Consider the following 21352-nt stretch of genomic DNA (forward strand, 5'->3'; position numbering starts at 1 on the left):
CGCCCGATGAGCGGTCGCCAAGCTGAACAGGCGCTGAACGAGCAGCTAACGTCCATGAACTTGTCGTCAAGTTCCGACTCAGCGATCAATCGCCATGAGGCCTTTCACCGCAGCGGCGCCGTCGCCTGGCGCCCTGCGGCGTCAGTCCAGCTTGACCACTTTGGCCAGGACCACCTTGGGTCCCTTCATCTTCTTGACGATGATGCGCAGGCCATCGGTTTCCAGCACCTCTTCTTCTTCAGGCATGCGCTTGAGGGTCTCGTAGATCAGACCGGCGAGCGTCTCGGCCTCGATATGGTCGAGGTCGACGCCGAGCAGCCGCTCGACCTTGGCCAGCGGCGTGTCACCGCGCACCAGCAGCTTGCCCGGCTGGTAGGCGAGAATGCCGCGCTCGGCCTTGCGGTGTTCGTCCTGGATATCGCCCACCAGCGCTTCCAGCACATCCTCCATGGTCAGGTAGCCGATCACCTTGCCGTCGGCCTCCTCGACCAGGGCGAAGTGCGCGCCGCCCTGGCGGAACTGTTCGAGCAGCTGCGACAGCGGCATATGCCGACTGACGCGCTCCAACGGGTGCATCAGGTCCCCCAGCTTCAGCGCCGACGGCAGCATCTCCAGCAGCGATAGATGCAGCAGCAGATCCTTGATGTGCAGCACGCCGACGAACTCGCCCTTGCTCTCGTCGAAGATCGGGTAGCGGCTGTACTTATGCCGGCGGAAGGTGGCGAACACCTGGTCCAGACCAGCGTTGAGCTCGAGGAAGATCAGGTCTTCACGCGAGTTGGCCCAGTCCACCACTTCCAGTTCGCCCAGCTCGACCGCCGACGCCAGCACGCGCAGGTCCTGGTCGTTGTCGCTGGTGGCGCGGCTGGAATGCAGAATCAGCTTGAGCTCTTCACGGCTGTAGTGGTGCTCGTGGTGCGGCCCCGGCTCGCCCTGCCCGGCGATGCGCAGGATGGCGTTGGCGCTGGCATTGAGCACGAAGATCGCCGGATACATCAGCCAGTAGAAGGCGTACAGCGGCGCGGCTGTCCACAGCGACAGCAGCTCCGGTTTGCGGATGGCCCAGGACTTGGGCGCCAGCTCGCCGATGACGATGTGCAGGTAGGAAATGATCGAGAACGCGGTGAAGAAGGCGATACCGTGAATCAGCTTAGGTGACTCAACGCCCACCGCCACCAGCAGCGGCGTGAGCAATTCTGCAAAGGCCGGCTCACCGACCCAGCCCAGGCCCAGCGAGGCCAGGGTGATGCCCAGCTGGCAGGCCGAGAGGTAGGCGTCCATCTGGTTGTGTACGGTGCGCAGGATGTGCCCGCGCCAGCCGTGGGCCTCGGCCAGGGCATCGACCTTGGTCGCGCGCAGGCGCACGATGGCGAACTCCGCGGCGACGAAGAAACCGTTGAGCAGTACCAGGAACAGGGCGAACAGCATGAGGCCGAAATCGGCAAAGTAGGCAGAAGCGGGGAGACTCGTGGAGGGGTCCATGAAGGTTCGGATTGGCCAATGATCGCTAGAGGTTGGAGCTTCGTCGTGGCGAATGCAAGCACTCAGCGCGCGCGCTGCACCACCTGCGCCGCAGCGAAATGGCAGGTGAAGGTGCTGCCCTTGCCGGGCACGCTGCTGATCTCCAGATTGCCGCGGTGGCGCAGCAGCACATGCTTGACGATGGCCAGGCCGAGGCCGGTGCCGCCGGTGTTGCTGGCGCGGCTGGAATCGACGCGATAGAAGCGCTCGGTCAGACGCGGCAGATGCTTGGCGTCGATGCCCATGCCGGTGTCGCTGACCGCCAGGTGCGCCCCCTTCTCGTCACCCCACCAGCGAATGCGGATGTCGCCACCGGCCGGGGTGTACTTCACGGCGTTGAACACCAGGTTGGAGAAGGCGCTGCGCAGCTCCGCCTCGCTGCCCTTGAGCTTGAGGTGTGGATCGGCCTCTAGGCTGATGCGGTGGTGCTGATCGCCCGAAAGAGCCTGGGCATCATTCTTGATTGACAAGAGCATCAGGTCGGCCGCCACCGGCTGGTTGTCCGAGGGGTAGTCAGTGGCTTCCAGTTTGGCCAACAGCAGCAGATCGTTGAGCAGGGTCTGCATGCGCGCACCCTGCTGCTGCATCTGCTGCAGCGCCCGCAGCCAGCGCGGATTGACCGCCTCGACATTGTCCAGCAGGGTCTCCAGATAGCCGGCAATCACCGTCAGCGGCGTGCGCAGTTCGTGGGAGACGTTGGCGACGAAGTCCTTGCGCATCTGTTCCAGCTGATACAGACGGGTGACGTCGCGCACCAGCAGCAGGTGCTCGCGATTGCCGTAGCGAGTGATATGGAATTGCAGGCGACGACGGTCGTTGACCGGCGAGGGAATCTCCAGCGCATCAGTGTAACTGCCGCGCTCGAAGTATTCCTTGAAACGCGGGTCGCGCACCAGGTTGGCCAGTTGCTGGCCGCTGTCCTGCGGTGTCTTGAGGCCCAGCAGGGTCTCGGCGGCGCGGTTCCACCACTCCAGATTGCCCTGGCTGTCGAGCATTACCACGGCGTCCTTGAGCGCCGCCGTGGACTCCTGCACGCGATCGATCACCGCCTGCAGACGGCCGCGGGCCTTCTGGTTGCGACGCTGCAGGTGATAGATGCTGTCGAACACCTCGCCCCACAGGCCGTAGCCATCCGGTGGCGGTTCATCGGGTTTGTGCTCGCGCAGCCATTTGTGCAGGCGCAGCAATTGGCTGAGGGTCCAGCCCAGGTGAATGGCCAGACCAAGGGCCAGCACCCAGGCGTACTCGCCGGTGAGGAAACCGAGCAGCAGGCAAGCACCCACCAGCAGCAACAGCCGACGCACCACGGCGCCACGCCAGTCTTGATTCACGATGGAGCGCATCCTTGTCGAGCGGCTGGCGCAAATTCGCGCCAGCGATTAACCCTTGGTGGAGAAACGATACCCAGTCCCACGCACGGTTTGCACCAGGTTTTCGTAGGCATCGCCGAGGGCCTTGCGCAAACGGCGGATATGCACGTCGACGGTGCGCTCCTCGACATAGACGTTGCCGCCCCAGACCTGGTCGAGCAGTTGGCCGCGGGTATAGGCGCGCTCCTGATGGGTCATGAAGAATTGCAGCAGACGGTATTCGGTCGGGCCCATCTCGGCGGGCTTGCCGTCGATGGTCACGCGATGGCTGATCGGGTCGAGCAGCAGGCCGCCCACTTCGATCGGCGCCTCGCTGTCGCTTGGCCCTGCGCGGCGCAGCACGGCCTTGAGACGCGCCACCAGTTCGCGTGGCGAGAAGGGCTTGGTGATGTAGTCGTCGGCGCCGACTTCCAGGCCCTGGATCTTGTTGTCCTCTTCGCCCTTGGCGGTGAGCATGATGATCGGGATATCGCTGGTCAGCTCGTCGCGCTTCAGGCGCCGGGCCAGCTCGATGCCACTGGTGCCGGGCAGCATCCAGTCGAGCAGGATCAGATCGGGTTTGCGGTCGACGATCACGGCATGGGCCTGCTGGGTATTCTCCGCTTCCAGGCACTCGTAGCCAGCCATCTCCAGGGCCACCGCGATCATCTCGCGGATCGGTGCTTCGTCATCGACGATCAGGATGTTCTTGCCAACCATGGGGGCCTTAGCCTCTATTCGTTTCTCTGTCTGCGCCGCATTAGATAACGGAATTATTGCAGCGATATGACAGGTAAGCGGCAGTGCCTAGCGCAATGCGTAGTCCAGCACGATTCCGACAAAGATCGCCAACCCCGCCCAGTGGTTGTGCAGGAAGGCGTTGAAGCACACCAGTGGCTCGCGGCGGCGGGTCACATGGAATTCCCAGGCAAAGCATGCGGCGGCCACCAGCAGACCGAGGTGGAAGTACAGGCCCAGCTCGAAATGTGCGCCAGCCAGCAACAGGCAGAGCAGCGCCAGGCCCTGCAGGCTGGCGATGATCAGGCGGTCGGCGTCACCGAAGAGGATGGCAGTGGATTTAATCCCGATCTTCAGATCGTCCTCGCGGTCGGCCATGGCGTAGTAGGTGTCGTAGGCCACGGTCCACAGCAGGTTGGCGATGTACAGCAGCCAGGCTTCAGGCGGCAGGCTGCCGGTCTCGGCGGTGAAGGCCATCGGCATGCCCCAGGAGAAGGCCGCACCAAGCACCACCTGCGGGTAGAAGGTGTAGCGCTTCATGAACGGGTAGCAGGCGGCCAGGGCCAGGCCGCCGAACGACAGCCAGATGGTGGTGGCGTTGGTGAACAGCACCAGCACGAAGCTCAGCGCCACCAGCACGGCGAACAGCACCAGCGCCTCGCGCGGCTTGACCTTGCCGCTGGCCAGCGGGCGCGCCTGGGTGCGGCTGACGTGGCCGTCGAAGTTGCGGTCGGCATAGTCGTTGATCACGCAACCGGCGGCGCGCATCAGGATCACGCCGACGACGAAGATGAACAGATTCTTCGCACTCGGCACGCCTTCGGCCGCCACCCACAGTGCCCACAAGGTCGGCCACAGCAGCAGGTAGATGCCGATCGGCTTTTCCAGGCGCATCAGCTGGATGAAGTCCCAGGCGCGCGGGTGCAGGCGGGTGGTCGATTGCAGCAGGCGGGTGTACATCGAAGCGTCTCCGTGCAGGTTGCGCGGATTATACGGGCAAGCGCGTGTGGGAGGCGCTTTAGCGGCGATGCTCACTGCCACAGGCGCCCAGGGCGTACTCGGCTTTGGCTTGCTGCGTCGCTCTACCTTGCATCCATGCAGTCGTCGCGAAGCAGCACGCCATGGGCCAACATGCCTGAGCGACGGTATTGCGAACTCTAGGCCTCGATGCCCGCCGCCAGCCAGAACGCCGGCAGAAACACCTCGGCCACCAGCACGCCGAGCGCACCACGGCTGAAGCAGGAGCGGCGCGCCCACAGGCGCTCTTCGCGCACCTCCGGTGGCAGCCAGGCAGCCGGATAACGACAGGCCTGCAACTCGCCGCGGTCGAAGGCACGGTCACTGAACAGCAGCTCACCCAGCGAGCGACTGCCCAACTCGGCCAGGTTCAGCCCCGAGCCTTCCAGCGCGCTACGCGCGGCGACGCTGCGGGCGAACACCCAGGGCTGCCCGTGACCACGCAGGTACACCTCGCGCACCCAGCCCTGGCTGCCTTCGGCGACGCCGATCAGCGCGCATTCGTCGCTGCGCAGGCGCTGCCAGCCTTCCTGCAGCGGCGTGACGGAGAAGCCGTCATGCGACAGCGCGGTGAGGCGGCGGGTCAGCGAGTCTTCGTTGAACAACCAGTCGCGCACACCGGCAGCCGGCTGCGGATGCAACTGGGCGCAGGTCAGCCAGCGCGGCGGATGAGCGAGAGCAGCGTGAGGCACGGGAGGAATCACCACGGATCGAAAGCGCGCGAGTCTAGCACGGCGTGGCAGGTGCCTTCAGTTCGCCGCTGGAGGTACAGGCGTCAGACCATGGGAGCGGACTTGTCCGCGAATGCCGGCCTGCCTAAAGCTCGCGGACGAGTCCGCTCCCACAAGAGCCGAGGAGGGGTTGAGTACTCAATACGGCTGCGGTGTGTACAGCTGGCCGGCGCCCGGCTCGCCGAGCAACTGGTCGAGAATCTCGTTGTACATGGCCAGCAGCTTGCCGTTGCGCTAGTTCGAGGTGTCTGCGCTGGGCCTGTGGATAACGCGCCAGCAGCTGCGGCAGGTGCCTTCAGTTCGCCGCTGGAGGTACAGGAGCCAGACTGTGGGAGCGGACTTGTCCGCGAATGCTGGCCTTCCTAAAGCTTGCGGACGAGTCCGCTCCCACAAGAGCCGAGGAGGTGTTGAGTACTCAATACGGCTGCGGTGTGTACGGCTGGCCAGCGCCCGGTTCGCCGAGCAACTGGTCGAGAATCTCGTTATGCATAGCCAGCAGCTTGCCGTTGCGCTCGTTGAGACGCTTGCACTGGCCGGCCAGTTGGCCGAGCTGCTCCCAGGTGAGTTCGAGGTGTTTGCGCTGGGCCTGTGGATAACGCGCCAGCAGCTGCGGCAGGTGCCTTCAGTTCGTCGCTGGAGATACAGGCGCCAGGCCGTGGGAGCGGACTTGTCCGCGAATGCTGGCCTGCCTAAAGCTCGCGGACGAGTCCGCTCCAACAAGGGCCAAGGAGGTGCTGAGTGCTCAATACGGCTGCGGTGTGTACAGCTGGCCGGCGCCCGGCTCGCCGAGCAACTGCTCGAGAATCTCGTTATGCATAGCCAGCAGCTTGCCGTTGCGCTCGTTGAGACGCTTGCACTGGCCGGCCAGTTGGCCGAGCTGTTCCCAAGTGAGTTCGAGGTGCTTGCGCTGGGCCTGTGGATAACGCGCCAGCAGCTTTTGCATGGCGCTGTTGCCACTGCCCAGCTGGAAGGCGGCGAGCACCTTGCTGCGGCGTTCCGCGCGCGCCTTGGCCTGGTCGACCAGCGGCAGGATCTGTTCGTTGAGCAGGTCGATCTGCCTGCTGTCTCGCTTGAGCAACTGTTGATACAGCTCCTGCATCAGACCGCGCAGGGTCAGATAGTCGGCGCAGTCCTGATGCAGGTCCTGCTCGACGATCTGCAACAGCTGTTGCTCACGCGCAGTGGTCACGCATCGCTACCGCTGTGGTAGGTCAGCATGCTGCCGGCCAGTGCGGCCGGATCGCTGCTCAGTTCACCGCGCGCCAGGGCGGCCTTGAGCTGAGCGACCTTGTCCAGATCGACGTCCGGCAGGCTGCGCAGGGCGTCCTGCAACTGCTCCAGACGCGGTTCCTGGCTGGTGCTGGTGCGGGCATTGGCGCCTGGCTGCGGACGGGCGCTCTGCACCTGCGCCGGAGCGTCGCTGGGCAGGTTGAGGCTGGGCTTGAGATGCCTGCTGATTTCCATGATTCGAATCCAACTCGCGTGGTGTTATGGCCTAAGAGCGACCGGGCACGGCAAGAACTTAAACACGTCGAATGAAAATTAGCTGACCTGGGTGCGCCACCAGGCCTGCGCGGCCAGACCATCCTGAATCTTCTGCTCCTGGCGGGCAAGCTGCTCCTGCCACTGCCCCATCTTGCCCTCGAGAAACTGGGTGATGACCTTCTCGCTGCGCATCGCCGCCAGCAGCTCGCGCTGAATACGCGCCAGGTTCTCCTCGGCCAGCGCCAGCTCGCGACGCTGCAGTTCGACCATCTTGTACAGGGTCGCCTTGTAGCGCTGCTGATTGTCGCGCTGCAGAGGCGTGGTCATCGGCACGGTGAAGCCGCACAAGCGGCTGAGGCCGGTGATGTTGTTGCGGTAGCGCTGGCAGAGGTTCTGTTGATAACTGACCCGGCCGAGCATTTGCTGCACCTTGCTGCCGCGCAGGCTGGCCAGGCGTCCGAGCATTTCCAGCTGTTCTTTCATTTGATGATGCTCTGCAAGGTGGCGATGCTGGCGCCGAGCTCGGCGCTGGCACCGACCTCCTGGCGCAGGAAGCGTTCGAGGCTGGGCGCCAGCTGCACGGCGCGGTCGGTCTTGGCGTCCATGCCCGGGGTGTAACCACCCAGCGGGATCAGCTCCTTGATCTTTTCATAGGTGCTGTAGAACTCCTTGAACTGGCGCCCGGCAGCCAGGTGCGCAGGCTCGCCGACCTGGCTCATGCAGCGGCTGACCGAGGCGGAAATGTCGATGGCCGGGTAGTGGCCGACATCCGCCAGGCGCCTTGAGAGCACGATATGGCCGTCGAGGATGGCGCGCGCGCAATCGACGATCGGGTCCTGATGGTCATCGCCCTCGGCCAGCACGGTGTAGATGGCGCTGAGGCTGCCGCTGCCGCTCTCGCCGTTGCCGGCGCTCTCCACCAGTTCCGGCAGCATGCCGAACACCGACGGCGGATAGCCCTTGGTCGCTGGCGGCTCGCCGAGCGCCAGGGCGATCTCGCGCTGTGCCATGGCGTAGCGGGTCAGCGAATCGACCAGCAGCAGCACGTCCTGGCCCTGGTCGCGAAAATAGGCGGCGATGCTATGGCACAGCTCGGTGGCCTTCAGGCGCATCAGCGGCGACTCGTTGGCCGGCGCCACCACCACCACCGCCTTGCGCAAGCCTTCCTCGCCGAGCGAATGGAGAATGAATTCCTGCACCTCGCGACCACGTTCGCCGATCAGCCCGACCACCACCACATCGGCCTTGGTCTGTCGGGTGATCATCCCCAGCAGCACGCTCTTGCCTACCCCGGAACCGGCGAACAGGCCGACACGCTGGCCTTTGCCGAGGGTCAGCAGGCCGTTGATGGCGCGCACGCCGACATCCAGCGCGGCCTCCACCGGGCGCCGCTTGAGCGGATTGACCGAAGGCAGCTCGACCGGCAGCGGGTCGCGCCCGGAGAGCTTGCCGCGCTCGTCCAAAGGCTCGCCAAGACCATTGACCACACGGCCAAGCCAGGACTCATCGATCTGCAGCAACGCCTCGTCCTTGGCCGGGAATACCCGCGAGCCGGCGGCCAGGCCGACCGGCTTCTTGAATGGCATCAAATAGGTGATATCGCGGTTGAAGCCGACCACCTGCGCATCCAGCAGGCTGCCGTCGGCCTGCTCGACGCGGCAGCGCTGGCCGGTGCTGCGCTGGCAGCCGAGGCTTTCCAGGAGCATGCCGGAAACCCGCACCAGGCGGCCGGCCACCTTGGCCAGCTGCACACCGTCGAGCGAGCGCAGCGCTTCGTCGAGTTTGTAGTCGAGCATCCGCGTTCGCTCCCGCTCAGGCTTCGGCCAGGTGCATGTGCTCGGCCAGCGTATCGATGCAGGCATCCAGACGCTGCTGGCAGCCCACGTCGGCCTCGGCCTGCGGCGTGACTACTCTGCACTCGCCCAGCGCCAGGCGCTCGTCGGCCACCAGCTTCCAGCCGGCGGCACGTTCCGGCGCCACGGCCTTGATCCGCGCGTATTCCTCGGGGCTGAGCAGTACCTGCACGTCTTCGGACTCGCCCGGCATGCTCGCCAGGGCTTCCTCGACCAGCGCCAGCAACTGGGTCGGATGCAGCGTGAGTTCGCAGCGGATCACCTGCTGCGAGACCTTCTTCACCAGCTCCAGCAACTCCTGGCGGCGCTTGTGCTCCAGCTCGCCGAGGTACTGTTCGACCTTCTCGCTGATCTGCTGCAGCGGCTGCGCAGCCAGTTCGAATTCGCGACGGCCCTCCTCGCGGCCTTCCTCACGCCCGAGTTTCAGCCCCTCGTCACGGCCCTGCTCGAAGCCGGCCTGGCGCCCGGCCTCCTCGCCTTGCTGCAGGCCGTCCTGGTAGCCCTTCTCGATGCCTTGCTGAAAGCCGTCGGCCATGGCCCGCTGCAGACCGGCGGCATCGCCGCTCCAGTCCACTGCCGGCTGGCTGTTGCGCGGCGGGAAGCGGTAGGCGCGCCACTGGCGGGCGTCGCCCTTGATTACCTTGACCGTCATCTCATTCCACCGTCTGTTCGCGGAACAGCTGCACCTGCAGCTCGCCGTTGGCCGACATTTCGCGCACCACGGCCATGATGTCCTTGCGCACCTGCTCGACGCGGCTCAACGGCACCGGGCCCTGGCGGCGATTGATCGACTCCATCTGCTGCGCCTGGCGCTTGGGCATGGCGCCCTGAATGGCGCGCACCAGCTCGGGCTCGGCGCCCTTGAGGGCGACCACCCACTCTTCCAGCGGCACGGCTTCGAGCAGCGCCTGGAGCACGTCCTGGTTCTGCCGCGAGAGGATGAAGAAGTCGTACATTTCATCCTCGATGCGCTCGACCAGCTGGTCGTCATGAGCACGCAGCAGCTCGAACATCTGCCCGCGGTCGCCCTTGAAGCGGTTCATGATGTCGGCGGCCTGCTTGATTCCGCGCACCTGCGAGCCCTGGGTGCTGAGTACCGCCAGGCTGCGCTCGATCAGTTGCTCCAGCTCGGCGATGACGTCGCTGTTTACTTCGCTGAGGTTGGCGATGCGGTAAAGCAGCTCGTCCTGGCGCTCCTTGGGCATGCACTCGAGTACGTCGCTGGCCATGCCCGGCGGCAGGAAGGCGAGGAACACCGCCTGCATCTGCGCGTGCTCCTTGGCGATCAGCGCGGCGAACTGCTTCGGATCGAGCCACTCCATCTTGGCCATCTTGGCGCGGATTTCCTCGCCGTAGATGCTGTCGAGCAGCGAACGGGTGATCTCGCTGCCCAGCGCCTTGCTGAGCATGCCGTCGAGATAGCCACGCGAGGCGCCCTTGATGCTGCTCTGCTCCTTGTAGTCCTCGAAGAAACGGCCGATGACGTCGGAGACCATCGGCTGCTTGACGTTGGACAGGCGCGCCATGGCCTGGCTGATGCTGACGATCTCCTCGCGCGAAAAGTGCTTGAGCACGCCGGCGGAAATCTCGTCGCCCATGCTCAGCATGAGGATCGCGGCCTGCTCGGAAGAACTCAGCGAACGCTTCTGCACGCGCAGGCGCATTTCTTTGGCGGTGGAACCACCGCGGCCGTCAGGCTGGGTTGAGGTCTCGCTCATTGCGTCCTATCCATTGTTTGATGACTTCCGAGACGCGCTCGGGATCGTTCTTGGCCAGCATCTGCAGGTGTTCGATCTGCAGCTCCAGGCCCGAGCCAGGCGCCGGCAGGCGAATCTCCGACAAAGGGCTGAGTTCACCGAGGATGGTGGCCCCCGGCGCATCGTCGCCAACGCGGGCCAGCAGGCGCTCGGCCGCACGCTCGGCATGCAGCGCCAGCTGATCATCGCCCTCGGCCACCGCCGGCAGCGCCGCCTGGTTGCGCTGGCTCAGGCTGCGTACCGCAGGACGCACCACCATCAGCAACAGCAGCAGACTGATCAGGGCGAACACGCCAAGCTTGGCCAGGTCGTGCACCTTGGTGTTTTCCCACCAGGGCAGCAGGTCCTCGCCCGCGCCATTGATGCTGGCATCGGTAAAGGGGAAGACGCTCAGCGTCAGCAGGTCGCCGCGCGCCTGGTTGAAACCCACGGCGCTCTTGACCATCGCCGCGAGCTCCTCGCGCGCCTCTGGCGTCCAACCACCCTCCGGCGCCACCGCGGCATTGAGCACCACGGCGATGCTCTGCTGACGCAGGCTGAACGGCGCATGTTTGACGTGGGTAATGCTCTGGTCGTAATCGAGTTGGCGGTTGGATTCCTTGCGCAGCGAGGTCGCCGCCTGGTTGGCGTTGTCCGCCTGAGCACCCGCCTGCGCCTGCTGGTTGGCGGCCTGATTGGCCGGTGGGGCCGGTTGCGGCGGCTGATTGGCCAGCGAACCGGGCACACCAAGCGCCAGCTGGTCGAGCACGCTTTCGTCACGCAGCACTTCATTGCGCAGCCGCGGGTTCTCGCCATAAGCCTGGAAGGTTTCTTCCTTCTGGCTGAAGTCGATGTCGGCCGACACGCTGATACGATAATTGCCGCCACCGAGCACCGGCGCCAGCACCGCTTCGGCATTGGCCACCGCCTTGCTCTGGTAGTCATCGACCACCTGCCAGTTCTGCACCGGGCCGCCGAGGGTATCGATGCCGCGCGACAGCAACGCGCCGTACTGATCGACCACCTGCACGTTGCCGGCCTCGAGCTGCGGCACGCTGCCGGCCACCAGATTGACGATGGCGCTGACCTGCTCCGGCGCCAGCTTGTAACCAGGTGCCAGCTGCAGCATCACCGAAGCCTTGCCCGGCTCGCGCTTGCCGACCACGAAGGAACTGCTTTCCTGCAACGCCAGGTGCACGCGGGCACCTTCTACGCCCTTGAGCGCCATCACCGTGCGCGCCAGTTCGCCCTCCAGGCTACGCTTGAGGCGTACGTCCTGGACGAACTGGCTGGTGCCCAGCGGCTCGTCCTTGTCGAACAGCTCGTAGCCGGCCGGCACCTTGACCTGCACGCCCTTGGCCGCCAGCAGCATGCGCGCGCGGCCGAGCTGATCCTCGCGTACCAACACCTGACCGCTCTGCGGATGCAGGCGGTAGCTGATGGCGTCGCCATCAAGCACCTGCATCACCTCGGCGGCCGGGTAGGCCTCGCCGGCTCCGTACAGCGGGCGGAAAGAGCCCTGGTCACGCCAGAGGTAGAACACCACACCAACCGCCAGCAAGGCGGCGATCAGCGCGAGGCCGATCAGGGTCATGCGTGGGTCGAGTTTCAGCCCGGTTTCGGGCAGCTTGCTTCTTATAGTCTGCAGCACGCGTCAGTCCCCGATCCGCTTACAGCGGCATCTTCATGATGTCGTCGAAGGCGCTGGAGAGCTTGTTGCGCACCTGCATCAACGCGCTGAAGGAAACGCTGGCCTTCTGGCTCTCGATCATCGCGCCCACCAGGTCATCGCTCTGCCCACTGTCGACGGCCGCCATCAGCTCGCCGGAGCGATGCTGCTGTGCGTCGACCGCACGTACCGCATGATCGAAAGCGGTGGCGAAACCGCCCTCGCCAGGCTGCCCGACGAAGGCCTGCGCAGGCTTGATCGGCGACGCTTCGCCGAGGTTCTTCATCTGCTCCATGCGGCCCAGCAGGTCCTGCTGCACCTGGCTAATCGGATTCATCCTTTTGTTTCTCCTAGACGGGAATCTGAACGCCCTGCTCGCGCATGGCGTTAAGGCGATAGCGCAGTGCGCGCGGGGTCATGCCAAGGCTTTCGGCGGCCTTGGTCTTGTGCCCGCCGAAACGGCGGATGGTGTCGATCACATGTTGGTACTCGGCCCACTTGCCACTGGCGCGCAAGGCTGCCTTGCCGCCCTCGAGCACCTGTGGCTGCAGGCGTGGCGCCAGCTCTGCCGCGCTGCTGGCGGCAACGCTCAGGCCCAGGTCCTGGGCCTGGATGTACAGGCCATTGCGCAGGATCAGCGCACGCTGCAGGCAATTCTCCAGTTCGCGCACATTGCCCGGCCAGTCATGCGCCAGCAGCGCGCGGCAGGCATCTTCGGTCAGCAGTTCATGGCGCGCGTCCTGCGGCGCGTACTGGCGAATGAAACGGCGCGCCAGGGCCAGCACGTCCTCCTTGCGCTCGCGCAGCGGACTGATGTGCAGCGGCAATACGTCGAGGCGGAACATCAGGTCGGCACGGAAGCGCCCCTCGGCCACTTCCTGCTGCAGATCACGGTTGGTGGCAGCGATGATGCGCACATCCAGAGCGATTTCGCGGCGCCCACCCAGGCGCTCGACGCGCTGCTCCTGCAGCACGCGCAGCAGCTTGGCCTGTAGCCCCAGCGGCAACTCGCCGATTTCGTCGAGCAACAGCGTGCCGCCATTGGCCAGTTCGAACTTGCCCGGTTGGGCGCTCACGGCGCCGGTGAAGGCGCCCTTCTCATGGCCGAAGAGAATGGATTCGAGCATCTGCTCGGGAATCGCCGCGCAGTTCACGGCAATGAAGGGCGCGTCATCCTGCGCCGAGAAGCGGTGGATGTAGCGCGCCATCAGTTCCTTGCCGGTGCCGGTCTCGCCGGTAATCAGGATCGGCGCACGGGTCATGGCCACGCGCTGGGCCATGGCCAGCAGGCGGCGGCCGGCCTGCGAGCAGGACACGAAACCCTCTTCGCCGGAGCTGGCCGACTCCTGGCGACGCAGCAAGGCACTGAGCTGGGCTTCGCTGAAAGGCGCCAGCAGATAATCGACGCAGCCCAGCTCCAGCAGCGCGGCGGCTTTCTCCTGGTCAGCATATTCCACCACCGGCACCACGCCGACCCGGCCGGCCTGACGCAGAATGGCGCCCACCTGCGCATACAGCGTGTTGCCGGCCAGGCTGCTGACGAACACCAGCACCAGACTGGCATCTTCCAGTACGGCCGGATCCAGCTCCAGGCAACTGGCAAAACGTCGAACAGGGAAACCCTGGCGCTGCAGGCCGCCGGTAAGCAGGCGCTCGCTGGCGGCGTCGGCCTGACCGATCACGACTATATGTTGCTGCCCCAGCTGTTCATCGAACAGCTCGTCGCAGGCGTAACTTACCGTTTGAGTTGAATGCTGCAAGGTAAATCACCCGTTGTCTTTCATGAGCCAGGCGGCGGCGTTCGACCGCGTGTTCAAAACTGCCAAGCAGATGACAGATTTTTTTCACAGGGCCCCTTAATCTTTTGAAACTTTCCGTCGCCCTTATGGGTCAACTCAGCAGCACTTTTCTGCGTGGCATCTATATGCGCGACGGATCACGGCGCGGACGTTAACAAGCGCACAGAAAATCGCCGAATTACTTGCTGTTATTTCCTATCAATGCTGGCAAGCAGCCATCAAAAACAGCATTTGATATCTATTGATTTAATTTCCCACCCTCCCTCCGCCTAGACTTCCTCTCGTCATCACTGGGCTGCAGCGCTGTGCCCGGATGATTTTCGACGCCATGGCCCCTGCGATGCTGCTGCGGCCTGCCGGCATATCAAAACGTCCTCTGCACGCCCTTCGAATGCCTCGTGGGTGCTCGCGCAGTTACAACCAGGAATACAGCCCACAACATGACGGGGATTAAAAAAGTCCTTCATGGCGTGCCCGCCGACAGTCTGACCCGGTTGAAACCGCAGAAACTTGGCCGGCACTATCACAAGATTCCGCACTATATTCGCGAGCTTTCCAGCAAATATCCGCGAATCATCAGTGATTACTTTTTGCGCAACTATCGAATCAATCTCGAGTTGCTGCGGGTGGATGTTCACGAGCAGGTGAATAAAGAAGCCGAGTGCCTCTATCGCTCGCCATTGGGCAAGGTCGGCTTCGCCATGGACCGCCCTCTGCTGACCGAAGCGCTGGAGTGTTACTACGGTGGCACCTGCCTACCCAACCATGAAGCGCCACCGGTGAGCACCTCGGAGCAGCGTATGCGTACGCGCCTGGGCCTGGACGTGAGCCAGCTGTTCGCCCGCTCGATCCTCGCCGGCCAGACCTTCGGCAAGCTCGAACCTTATGACAACGCCTATGAAGAGGCCGCCTGGGAGTACGTGGCGGAGTTCAACTTCACCAGCCATATCACTGGCAGCCAGGCATCGATCTTCATCTACCTGGACACACAGCTGGTCGACGAGCTGACCAGCCGCCTGACGCCTCCGGTTGCGGTGGCCCAGAGCGGTAATTCGCTCAATCAGATTCGTCAGTTGCCGGTGCGCCTGGACTGCGTGGTGGCCAGCCTGCAGATGCCCCTGTCGCAGGTTCTCGCCCTGCGTCCCGGCGACATCCTGCCGATGCGCCTGCTGGAGCGCTGCGACGTACAGATCAACCAGCAGAAGCTGTTTCGCGGCGCCATCTTCGAAGACGACGGCTCCTTGTTCCTGACTTCTCTTGAGAGCGTGAAGACCCCATGAGCAGCCCCATTTCCGATAACGATTTCGACAGCCTGATCAACGACGCCGGCCTCAATCTCGACGAGGCCGTCAGCGACTCCTTGCCCGAGCAGGCGCCCGCCGCATTGCCGCAGCAGGACCTGAGCTTCTTCGGCAAGATCCCGGTCAACGTCACCCTGGAGGTGGCCTCCACGGAGATCACCCTCAAGGAGCTGATGGATGTCGACGCCGGCAGCGTGATCGCCCTCGACAAGCTGGCCGGCGAGCCGCTGGACGTGAAGGTCAACGGTGCGCTGTTCGCCAAGGCCGAGGTGGTGGTGATGAACGGCAACTACGGCCTGCGCATCGTCGAGCTGTCCGGTAGCGGCCTCAGCGGGCTGGGCGTGTGATGCTGCGCCGGCTGCTGCAACTTGGCCTGCTGCTGACGGCCCTGTGCTGCCCGCTGCTGGCTCAGGCAGCGGGCGGCGACATCACCCTGTTCAACTTCAACGACACCGAAGACGGCCAGACTCTGAGCGTCAAGCTGCAGATCCTGCTGATCATGACGCTGCTGGGCTTTCTCCCGGCCATGTTGATGATGATGACCTGCTTCACCCGCTTCATCATCGTCCTGGCGATTCTGCGTCAGGCCATCGGCCTGCAGCAGAGCCCGCCCAACCCGGTGCTGATCGGCATCGCCCTTTGCCTCACCCTGCTTGTGATGCGCCCGGTGTGGCAGGAGATGTACACGGAGGCCTACGTGCCGTTCGAGGCAGACCAGATCAGCCTCGAGCAGGGCCTGGGCGAAGGCAAGCGCATCATCAGCCAGTTCATGCTGGCGCAAACCAGCAAGAACTCGCTGGAAACCCTGGTCGCCCTGGCCGGCGAGGAAATGCCCGACGACCTCGCCCAACTGGACTTCTCCCTGCTGCTGCCGGCCTTCGTACTGAGCGAGCTGAAGACCGCCTTCCAGCTCGGCTTCATGATCTTCGTGCCCTTTCTGGTGATCGACCTGGTGGTGGCCAGCGTGCTGATGGCGATGGGCATGATGATGCTGTCGCCGATGATGATCTCGCTGCCGTTCAAGCTGCTGGTCTTCGTTCTGGTGGACGGCTGGACGCTGCTGGTCGGCACCCTCACCACCAGTATCCAGCCCTATTAGCGAGGCCTTGCGATGTTCACGCCCGAACACGCCGCCGAGTTGGTGGCCCATGCCGTCTACATTACCGGCCTGATCGTCTGCGTATTGGTGGTGCCGAGCCTGCTCGGCGGCCTCTTGGTGAGCATTTTCCAGGCGGCCACGCAGATCAACGAGCAGATGCTCAGCTTCCTCCCGCGCCTGCTGATCACCCTGGCGATGCTGGTGTTCTCCGGCCACTGGATCCTGCGCACCCTGGGGGATCTGTTCATCGAAACTTTCAAGCAGGCCGGTCACCTGGTGGGCTGAAGCATGTCCGAACCCGTGCTCCATGCCAGCCAGTATCTGACCAGCCTACAGGCCTACTGGTGGCCGTTCTGCCGCATTGTCGCGCTGCTCAGCATGGCGCCCTTGTTCAACCACAAGGCGGTGTCGGTGCGCGTACGCATCCTCCTCGCCCTGGCGCTGACGGTCGCCCTCGGTGCGGCACTGCCGGACATGCCGCAGATCGATCCGCTATCGCTGAAAGGCCTGATGACCGCTCTGGAACAGATCGCCTTCGGCGTGCTGCTGGGCCTGACCCTGCAACTGGTGTTCACCATCTTCATGCTGGTCGGTGAGGTGGTGTCGACGCAGATGGGCATGAGCATGGCGCGCTACAACGACCCGGTGAACGGCGTGTCGTCGTCTTCGATCATCTACCAGCTGTATTTCATCCTGCTGGTGCTGCTGTTCTTCGCCATCGACGGCCACCTGGTCACCGTCAGCGTGCTGTATCAGAGTTTCCTGTTCTGGCCGGTGGGCAGCGGCCTGCACTACCTGGGCGCGCAAAGTTTCATCCAGGCCTTCGCCTGGGTGCTGGCAGCGGCGGTGCTGGTAACCCTGCCCGTGGTGTTCTGCCTGACCCTGGTGCAGTTCTGCTTCGGCCTGCTCAACCGCATCTCGCCTGCGATGAATCTGTTCTCCCTGGGCTTCCCCATCAGCATCCTGATGGGCCTGCTGTGCATCTACCTGACCCTGCCGAACCTGCCCGACAGCTACCTGCATCTGACCCGCGAGCTGCTCAACGGCATGGGCGTGATCCTGCGCGAGGGCGGCGATGTCTGAGCAGAACAGCGGTCAGGAAAAAACGGAAGAGGCCTCCGCGCACAAGCTGAAGAAGAGCAAGGACGATGGCCAGGTCGCGCGCTCCAAGGACCTGTCGACCACCATCTCGCTGATCGCCACGCTGTTCATTCTCAAGTTCAGCGCCGGGCTGTTCCTCGAAGGGCTCAGCGACAGCTTCCGCCTGTCCTATATCCAGTTCGGCCATAGCGAGATTGGCCTGGATGACCTCGACACCCTGCTTGGCTACAACATGCTGGTGTTCATCAAGCTGCTGGCACCGCTGCTGCTCACCTCCCTGCTGGTCGTGGTGCTGTCGCTGGTACCCGGCGGCTGGGTATTCTCCGCAAAGAACTTCGCGCCTAAATTCAGCAAGCTCAACCCCATCACCGGCCTCGGCCGGATCTTCTCGGCACAGAACTGGAGCGAGCTGCTCAAGTCGGTGCTCAAGGTGCTGGTACTGCTCGGCGTTGGCTATGTTCTGGTGCGCGCAGCCCTCCCGGACCTGATCGCGTTGCAGCGCAGCAGCGTGCTCGAGGCCGTCTCGGCAGCCTTTGACCTGACCTTCAATCTGACCCTGTGCCTGATGCTGATCTTCGTCGTGTTCTCCTTTATCGACATCCCGCTGCAGCGCTATTTCTTCCTCAAGAAACTGCGCATGACCAAGCAGGAGCGCAAGGAGGAACACAAGAATCAGGAGGGCCGCCCCGAGGTCAAGGCGCGCATCAAGCAGTTGCAGCGGCAGATGCTGCAGCGGCAGATCAGCAAGGTGATCAAGAACGCCGACGTGGTCATCGTCAACCCGACGCACTACGCCGTGGCGCTCAAGTACGACAGCAAGAAGGCCGCCGCGCCCTTCGTGCTGGCCAAGGGGGTCGATGAGACCGCCCTGTATATGCGCCAGATGGCGGCCAAGCATGAGCTTGAAGTGGTGGAGATTCCGCCGCTGGCACGCGCCATCTACTTCACCACCCAGATCAACCAGCAGATCCCGGCGCCGCTGTATACCGCGGTGGCCCATGTGCTGACCTACATCCTGCAGCTCAAGGCCTGGCGCCAGGGCCGCAGAAGCAAGCCGCAACTGGCGAGCAACCTTCCGATTCCCGACAGCTTGGCCAACAGGGGCTGATTCATGAACCTACTGCAGCAACTCGCGCCCACCTTCCGCAGCGGCCGTATCGGCATACCGGTGCTGATCCTGTCGATCCTGGCCATGGTCATCCTGCCGCTGCCACCCGTGCTGCTCGATGCCCTGTTCACCTTCAACATCGCCATGGCCATCCTCGTGTTGCTGGTCAGCGTGTCGTCGAAGAGCCCGCTGGATTTCTCCCTGTTCCCCACGGTGATCCTGATCACCACCCTGCTGCGCCTGTGCCTGAACGTCGCCTCTACCCGCGTTGTGCTGCTCGAAGGCCATACCGGTACCGGTGCGGCGGGCAAGGTGATCGAGTCGTTCGGTGAAGTGGTGATCGGCGGCAACTTCATAGTCGGCCTGGTGGTGTTCGTGATCCTGATGATCATCAACTTCATCGTCGTCACCAAGGGCGGTGAGCGCATCTCCGAGGTCACCGCGCGCTTTACCCTCGACGCATTGCCGGGCAAGCAGATGGCCATCGATGCCGACCTCAATGCCGGTCTGATCGAACAGAACGAGGCCAAGCGCCGCCGTTCGGAAGTGGCCAAGGAAGCCGATTTCTACGGGGCCATGGACGGTGCTTCGAAGTTCGTCCGTGGCGATGCCATCGCCGGCATCCTGATCCTGTTGATCAACCTGTTCGGCGGCTTCGCCATCGGCCTGTTCGTCTACGACCTGGGGGCGGGTCAGGCCTTCCAGCAGTACGCCCTGCTCACCATCGGTGATGGCCTGGTCGCGCAGATTCCGGCGCTGCTGCTGTCCACCGCGGCGGCCATCATCGTCACGCGGATCAACGAATCCTCGGAGATTACCGATCAGGTACACCGTCAGTTGCTGGCCCAACCGGCACTGCTCTACACCGTAGCCGGCATCCTCTTCGTCCTGGCTCTGGTGCCGGGCATGCCGCACCTGGCCTTCATCAGCTTCGCCGCGCTGGTGGCCTTCGTCGCCTGGATGGTAGCGCGCAATGGCCCGCCGAAAGAAGCAGCGAGCCTGGAGCAAGTGGAAGCCCTGGGCAAGGCGATGGAACAGGAACGCGCGCAAAACATGGTGTGGGAAGACATTCCGCTGGTGGAGCGTCTGTCCGTGTCGCTGGGCTACAAATTGGTGGGTCTGGTCAACGAAGCCGCCGGCGCGCCGCTGACCCAGCGCGTGCGTGGCGTACGCCAGACTCTTTCGGAAAGCTTGGGTTTCCTCCTGCCGGAAGTGCATATCCGCGACAGCCTGCGCCTGAAGGCCTCGCAGTACAGTATCCAGATCAACGGCGAGAAGATCGACGGTGCCGAGCTGCACGCCGACCGCATGATGGCCATTCCCTCACCAGAGCTCTATGGCGAGATCGACGGCATCCTGGGCGTCGACCCGGCCTACCGCATGCAAGTGGTGTGGATTCAGCCGGAGGACAAGGCGCGGGCATTGAACCTCGGCTACCAGGTGATCGACTGCGCCAGCGTGATCGCCACGCACCTGAACAAGGTAATCCGCGAGCACCTGCCGGACGTGTTCAAGCACGATGACGTCGACCACCTGATGCAGCGCCTGCAGGTTCAGGCGCCGAAGCTGGCCGAGAGCCTGAAGAACCAGCTCAGTTATACCCAGCAGCACCGCGTCTACCGCCAGTTGCTGCAGGAGCAGGTGCCGCTCAAGGATATCGTCACCATCGCCACCACGCTGCTGGAAGCCAGCGAGTCGACCAAGGACCCGGTGCTGCTGGCATCCGACGTGCGCTATGCGCTACGACGCAGCATCGTCGGCATGATCGCCGGCGAGCGTCAGGAGCTGTCGGTGTTCATCCTTGAGAATGCGCTGGAGAACACCCTGCTCAATGCTCTGGCCATCGCCCAGCAGGCCGGCCCGGTGAGTCTGGATAACATCCCGGTGGAACCGAGCCTGCTAAACCAGTTGCAGAACACCATGCCGGTGGTGAAGGAGAAACTGCGCAAGGACGGCCATCCCCCGATACTGACCGTGATGCCGCAGCTACGCCCGTTGCTGGCCCGCTACGCCCGGGTCTTCAGTCCAGGGTTGCATGTGCTGTCGCAGAACGAGATCCCTGACCGAGTAGGTGTAAATATTCTCGGCACCCTGGGCTAACCGATTCACCAAAGGTGGATGCGCTCTCGCATCCACCGCGCCTTGCCTGCCTCTCAGAAAGATCGCTACAGCAGCAGATCGTCCTCCTCTCCGCGTTACCGGCTTTGGCCCCGCCTAAGCTTTCTCCTTTCGCACCTTGCGCATCCCTTCGATCAGCCGGACGTACTCGGCCGAATCCCCCTGCAGAGCGAGCCCAGCCTCGAAAAAGCCTGTGCGGATATTCTCCTGCGACCACTGACAAGTCATATCCACGTCCACCTGGCGCATCTCCCCCTGCCGGTCACGCATACGCACACGCAGCTTCAGCTCGCTTCCCGGCTCTACCGGGGTGTCGGTCAGCAGTTTCATCCCGCACTCGGAAACGTCGCCGGCATAACCGATCAGGGTGTCGCTATCTCGATCGCTGATCTTGATGCGAAAGGTGGAACGGAAGGTAATTCGACTCGATTGACGCATAGGAGAATGCCTTAGTGCTCGCCACGTCTGATGGGATCGCGAGGATCAGTCGTTATCAATCGAGATCATTCGAAACGTAATCGCCAATTGATAGCCTGTGACTCATCACAGCAAGACGACCACGAAGTGCAGATAGTTAAATCCTAAGACGCTGTTTCACCTGTAGGAGCGAGCTCTGCTCGCGAAGCTTACGTAGGTGCCGATACCCTGCGCACCGCAGTGACCGCATTATTGGCGTTGCACGCAGCGCTCCCACGCGATTACAGGAACGCGTTCTGCCGTGCAGTTT

General features: G+C 63.7%; 22 protein-coding genes and 1 pseudogene. 7 read left to right on the plus strand and 16 right to left on the minus strand.

The genetic code is table 11. The annotated features are described in order from the left end of the window. Positions 1-141: 141 nt before the first annotated feature. The 15 genes and pseudogenes from P3C50_RS23290 to P3C50_RS23360 all read right to left on the minus strand — a co-directional run bounded on the left by P3C50_RS23290 (position 142) and on the right by P3C50_RS23360 (position 13859). On the minus strand, positions 142-1482 hold the full coding sequence (locus P3C50_RS23290; protein ID WP_197858546.1) for a hemolysin family protein: 1341 nt from the start codon (positions 1480-1482) through the stop codon (positions 142-144). 62 nt (positions 1483-1544) lie between these two features. After that, on the minus strand, positions 1545-2864 hold the full coding sequence (phoR, locus tag P3C50_RS23295; protein WP_275547777.1) for a phosphate regulon sensor histidine kinase PhoR: 1320 nt from the start codon (positions 2862-2864) through the stop codon (positions 1545-1547). 36 nt (positions 2865-2900) lie between these two features. After that, positions 2901-3590, minus strand: a complete 690-nt coding sequence (gene phoB / locus P3C50_RS23300) for a phosphate regulon transcriptional regulator PhoB (RefSeq protein ID WP_003242584.1) — start codon at positions 3588-3590, stop codon at positions 2901-2903. Between the two features lie 87 nt (positions 3591-3677). Further along, on the minus strand, positions 3678-4568 hold the full coding sequence (ubiA, locus tag P3C50_RS23305) for a 4-hydroxybenzoate octaprenyltransferase (RefSeq protein WP_275547778.1): 891 nt from the start codon (positions 4566-4568) through the stop codon (positions 3678-3680). A 197-nt stretch (positions 4569-4765) separates the two neighbouring features. Next, positions 4766-5317, minus strand: a complete 552-nt coding sequence (locus tag P3C50_RS23310) for a chorismate--pyruvate lyase family protein (RefSeq protein ID WP_275547779.1) — start codon at positions 5315-5317, stop codon at positions 4766-4768. A 454-nt stretch (positions 5318-5771) separates the two neighbouring features. Beyond that, positions 5772-5918: pseudogene (locus P3C50_RS23315) on the minus strand (flagellar protein FlgN); the annotation flags it as partial. Positions 5919-6098: 180 nt separating this feature from the next. Further along, positions 6099-6545, minus strand: coding sequence for a flagellar export chaperone FlgN (gene flgN / locus P3C50_RS23320; RefSeq protein WP_275547780.1), 447 nt, complete (start codon positions 6543-6545; stop codon positions 6099-6101). Next, positions 6542-6820, minus strand: a complete 279-nt coding sequence (gene flgM / locus P3C50_RS23325; RefSeq protein ID WP_161867928.1) for a flagellar biosynthesis anti-sigma factor FlgM — start codon at positions 6818-6820, stop codon at positions 6542-6544. The genes flgN and flgM overlap by 4 nt, the downstream gene beginning before the upstream one ends. Before the next feature lie 78 nt (positions 6821-6898). Then, a complete protein-coding gene (locus tag P3C50_RS23330; protein ID WP_197858541.1) occupies positions 6899-7324 on the minus strand; it encodes a flagellar FliJ family protein in 426 nt (141 codons plus the stop codon). Continuing rightward, the gene (gene fliI / locus P3C50_RS23335) at positions 7321-8637 is read right to left on the minus strand and encodes a flagellar protein export ATPase FliI (protein WP_013717781.1); all 1317 of its coding nucleotides are present in this window, start codon (positions 8635-8637) and stop codon (positions 7321-7323) included. The genes P3C50_RS23330 and fliI overlap by 4 nt, the downstream gene beginning before the upstream one ends. Before the next feature lie 16 nt (positions 8638-8653). Further along, a complete protein-coding gene (fliH, locus tag P3C50_RS23340) occupies positions 8654-9346 on the minus strand; it encodes a flagellar assembly protein FliH (protein ID WP_275547781.1) in 693 nt (230 codons plus the stop codon). A 1-nt stretch (position 9347) separates the two neighbouring features. Next, on the minus strand, positions 9348-10412 hold the full coding sequence (locus P3C50_RS23345) for a FliG C-terminal domain-containing protein (RefSeq protein ID WP_197858539.1): 1065 nt from the start codon (positions 10410-10412) through the stop codon (positions 9348-9350). Beyond that, entirely contained in the window at positions 10387-12081 is a 1695-nt protein-coding gene (gene fliF, locus P3C50_RS23350; protein WP_275547782.1) for a flagellar basal-body MS-ring/collar protein FliF, read from the minus strand. The genes P3C50_RS23345 and fliF overlap by 26 nt, the downstream gene beginning before the upstream one ends. Positions 12082-12100: 19 nt before the next feature. Beyond that, positions 12101-12436 (minus strand): flagellar hook-basal body complex protein FliE, encoded by a 336-nt coding sequence (locus tag P3C50_RS23355; protein WP_275547783.1) that lies wholly within the window; start codon positions 12434-12436, stop codon positions 12101-12103. A 13-nt stretch (positions 12437-12449) separates the two neighbouring features. Continuing rightward, positions 12450-13859: a sigma-54 dependent transcriptional regulator gene (locus tag P3C50_RS23360; RefSeq protein WP_275547784.1), complete on the minus strand. Its 1410-nt coding sequence runs from the start codon at positions 13857-13859 to the stop codon at positions 12450-12452. A 479-nt stretch (positions 13860-14338) separates the two neighbouring features. Between P3C50_RS23360 and P3C50_RS23365 the strand changes: the two genes are divergently transcribed. The 7 genes from P3C50_RS23365 to flhA are packed head-to-tail and all read left to right on the plus strand — an operon-like array spanning position 14339 to position 20607. After that, complete coding sequence (locus P3C50_RS23365) at positions 14339-15178, plus strand: FliM/FliN family flagellar motor switch protein (protein WP_197858535.1); 840 nt, start codon at positions 14339-14341, stop codon at positions 15176-15178. After that, the gene (gene fliN / locus P3C50_RS23370; RefSeq protein WP_197858534.1) at positions 15175-15546 is read left to right on the plus strand and encodes a flagellar motor switch protein FliN; all 372 of its coding nucleotides are present in this window, start codon (positions 15175-15177) and stop codon (positions 15544-15546) included. Before P3C50_RS23365 ends, fliN begins: the two co-directional genes overlap by 4 nt. Further along, positions 15546-16298, plus strand: a complete 753-nt coding sequence (fliP, locus tag P3C50_RS23375) for a flagellar type III secretion system pore protein FliP (protein ID WP_197858533.1) — start codon at positions 15546-15548, stop codon at positions 16296-16298. Before fliN ends, fliP begins: the two co-directional genes overlap by 1 nt. 12 nt (positions 16299-16310) lie before the next feature. Continuing rightward, entirely contained in the window at positions 16311-16583 is a 273-nt protein-coding gene (locus P3C50_RS23380) for a flagellar biosynthetic protein FliQ (protein ID WP_275547785.1), read from the plus strand. A gap of 3 nt (positions 16584-16586) precedes the next feature. Beyond that, the gene (gene fliR, locus P3C50_RS23385; protein WP_275547786.1) at positions 16587-17381 is read left to right on the plus strand and encodes a flagellar biosynthetic protein FliR; all 795 of its coding nucleotides are present in this window, start codon (positions 16587-16589) and stop codon (positions 17379-17381) included. Further along, complete coding sequence (gene flhB, locus P3C50_RS23390) at positions 17374-18507, plus strand: flagellar biosynthesis protein FlhB (protein WP_197858530.1); 1134 nt, start codon at positions 17374-17376, stop codon at positions 18505-18507. Before fliR ends, flhB begins: the two co-directional genes overlap by 8 nt. A gap of 3 nt (positions 18508-18510) precedes the next feature. Further along, positions 18511-20607 (plus strand): flagellar biosynthesis protein FlhA, encoded by a 2097-nt coding sequence (gene flhA, locus P3C50_RS23395; RefSeq protein ID WP_275547787.1) that lies wholly within the window; start codon positions 18511-18513, stop codon positions 20605-20607. 114 nt (positions 20608-20721) lie between these two features. On the opposite strand, the gene P3C50_RS23400 is transcribed toward flhA, so the two are convergent. Beyond that, positions 20722-21063, minus strand: a complete 342-nt coding sequence (locus P3C50_RS23400; protein ID WP_197858528.1) for a PilZ domain-containing protein — start codon at positions 21061-21063, stop codon at positions 20722-20724. Between the last annotated feature and the right edge of the window lie 289 nt (positions 21064-21352).

The sequence above is a fragment of the Pseudomonas sp. Marseille-Q0931 genome (assembly GCF_940789645.1).
Taxonomy (GTDB): domain Bacteria; phylum Pseudomonadota; class Gammaproteobacteria; order Pseudomonadales; family Pseudomonadaceae; genus Aquipseudomonas.